1 rRNA gene is annotated in these 2,950 nt (G+C 52.6%); it reads left to right on the top strand.

Going from position 1 to position 2,950, the window contains the following annotated elements:
* The first annotated feature begins 23 nt into the window (after positions 1-23).
* Positions 24-2,948: ribosomal RNA gene (locus B1K52_RS00455) — 23S ribosomal RNA — on the top strand.
* The last annotated feature ends 2 nt before the right edge of the window (positions 2,949-2,950 follow it).

The raw sequence follows: 2,950 nt of genomic DNA, 5'->3' as shown, positions 1-2,950 counted from the left end.
TTTTTAGCATCATGCGTTTAATTAGTTAAGTGAAGAAGGGCGCACGGTGGATGCCTTGGCACTAGGAGCCGATGAAGGACGGGACTAACACCGATATGCTTCGGGGAGCTGTAAGTAAGCTTTGATCCGGAGATTTCCGAATGGGGGAACCCACTATTCGTTATTGGATAGTACGTATCACTGAATACATAGGTGATATGAGGCAGACCCGGGGAACTGAAACATCTCATTACCCGGAGGAAGAGAAAGCAAATGCGATTTCCTGAGTAGCGGCGAGCGAAACGGAATTAGCCCAAACCAGAAGGCTTGCCTTCTGGGGTTGTAGGACACTCCATTGGAGTTACAAAGAAACCATGTAAACGAAGCGGCTTGGAATGGCCCGCCATAGAAGGTAAGAGCCCTGTACTTGAAATGTGGTTTCCTCCGGAGTGTATCCTGAGTACGGCGGAACACGTGAAATTCCGTCGGAATCCGGGAGGACCATCTCCCAAGGCTAAATACTCCCTAGTGACCGATAGTGAACCAGTACCGTGAGGGAAAGGTGAAAAGCACCCCGGAAGGGGAGTGAAATAGAACCTGAAACCGTGTGCCTACAAGTAGTCGAAGCCCGTTAATGGGTGACGGCGTACCTTTTGTAGAATGGACCGGCGAGTTACGATCCCCTGCAAGGTTAAGTTGTATAGACGGAGCCGCAGCGAAAGCGAGTCTGAATAGGGCGATATAGTAGGTGGTCGTAGACCCGAAACCGTGTGATCTACCCATGTCCAGGGTGAAGGTCAGGTAACACTGACTGGAGGCCCGAACCCACGCACGTTGAAAAGTGCGGGGATGAGGTGTGGGTAGGGGTGAAATGCCAATCGAACACGGAGATAGCTGGTTCTCTCCGAAATAGCTTTAGGGCTAGCCTCAAAGGATGATGGTTGGAGGTAGAGCACTGATTGGACTAGGGGCCCTCATCGGGTTACCGAATTCAGTCAAACTCCGAATGCCAATCAATCTACTTTGGGAGTCAGACCATGGGTGATAAGGTTCATGGTCGAAAGGGAAACAGCCCAGACCGCCAGCTAAGGTCCCAAAGTGTGTGTTAAGTGGAAAAGGATGTGGCGTTGCTTAGACAACCAGGATGTTGGCTTAGAAGCAGCCATCATTTAAAGAGTGCGTAATAGCTCACTGGTCGAGTGACGCTGCGCCGAAAATATACCGGGGCTAAACACACCACCGAAGCTGCGGATTGACATCTACGATGTCAGTGGTAGGAGAGCGTTCTAAGGGCAGTGAAGGTCGATCGTGAGGACGGCTGGAGCGCTTAGAAGTGAGAATGCCGGTATGAGTAGCGAAAAAAGAGTGAGAATCTCTTTCATCGAAAGCCCAAGGTTTCCTGAGGAAGGCTCGTCCGCTCAGGGTTAGTCGGGGCCTAAGCCGAGGCCGAAAGGCGTAGGCGATGGACAACAGGTTGATATTCCTGTACCACCTAAATCCGCTTGAACGATGGGGGGACGCAGGAGGATAAGGAAAGCGCGCTGCTGGTTATGCGCGTCCAAGCCGTGAGGAAGTTGAGCAGGCAAATCCACTCAACAATATTCCAGGCGGTTATGGGGAGGGAAATTTAGTACCGAAGTTCCTGATTTCACACTGCCAAGAAAAGCCTCTAGTGAGGAAATAGGTGCCCGTACCGCAAACCGACACAGGTAGGCACGGTGAGTAACCGAAGATGATCGGGAGAACTCTCGTTAAGGAACTCGGCAAAATGACCCCGTAACTTCGGGAGAAGGGGTGCTTCTTTTTAGGAGAAGCCGCAGTGAAAAGGCCCAAGCGACTGTTTAGCAAAAACACAGGTCTCTGCAAAGCCGTAAGGCGAAGTATAGGGGCTGACACCTGCCCGGTGCTGGAAGGTTAAGGGGAATGGTTAGGGACTTCGTCCCGAAGCTGTGAACCGAAGCCCCAGTAAACGGCGGCCGTAACTATAACGGTCCTAAGGTAGCGAAATTCCTTGTCGGGTAAGTTCCGACCCGCACGAAAGGTGCAACGACTTGGGCACTGTCTCAACGAGAGACCCGGTGAAATTATACTATGCGTGAAGATGCGCATTACCCGCGACAGGACGGAAAGACCCCGTGGAGCTTTACTGTAGCCTGATATGGAATGTTGGTACAGCTTGTACAGGATAGGTGGGAGCCTTAGAAACCGGAGCGCTAGCTTCGGTGGAGGCATCCGTGGGATACCACCCTGGCTGTATTGACATTCTAACCCAGAACCGTTATCCGGTTCGGAGACAGTGTCAGGTGGGCAGTTTGACTGGGGCGGTCGCCTCCCAAAGAGTAACGGAGGCGCCCAAAGGTTCCCTCAGAATGGTTGGAAATCATTCGTAGCGTGCAAAGGCAGAAGGGAGCTTGACTGCGAGACCTACAAGTCGAGCAGGGACGAAAGTCGGGCTTAGTGATCCGGCGGTGCCGTATGGAAGGGCCGTCGCTCAACGGATAAAAGCTACCCCGGGGATAACAGGCTTATCTCCCCCAAGAGTCCACATCGACGGGGAGGTTTGGCACCTCGATGTCGGCTCATCGCATCCTGGGGCTGTAGTCGGTCCCAAGGGTTGGGCTGTTCGCCCATTAAAGCGGTACGCGAGCTGGGTTCAGAACGTCGTGAGACAGTTCGGTCCCTATCCGTCGTGGGCGTTGGAAGTTTGAGAGGAGCTGTCCTTAGTACGAGAGGACCGGGATGGACGCACCGCTGGTGCACCAGTTGTTCCGCCAGGAGCATAGCTGGGTAGCTACGTGCGGAAGGGATAAGTGCTGAAAGCATCTAAGCATGAAGCCCCCCTCAAGATGAGACTTCCCATCATTTTAAATGAGTAAGATCCCTCAGAGACGATGAGGTAGATAGGTTCGAGGTGGAAGCGTGGTGACACGTGCAGCTGACGAATACTAATCGATCGAGGACTTAACTAAAA

The organism is Terribacillus halophilus (genome assembly GCF_900162685.1).
Taxonomy (GTDB): Bacteria; Bacillota; Bacilli; order Bacillales; family Amphibacillaceae; genus Terribacillus; species Terribacillus halophilus_A.
The sequence above is the reverse complement of the archived record's forward strand: the minus strand, read 5'-3'. Positions and strand labels throughout refer to the sequence as shown.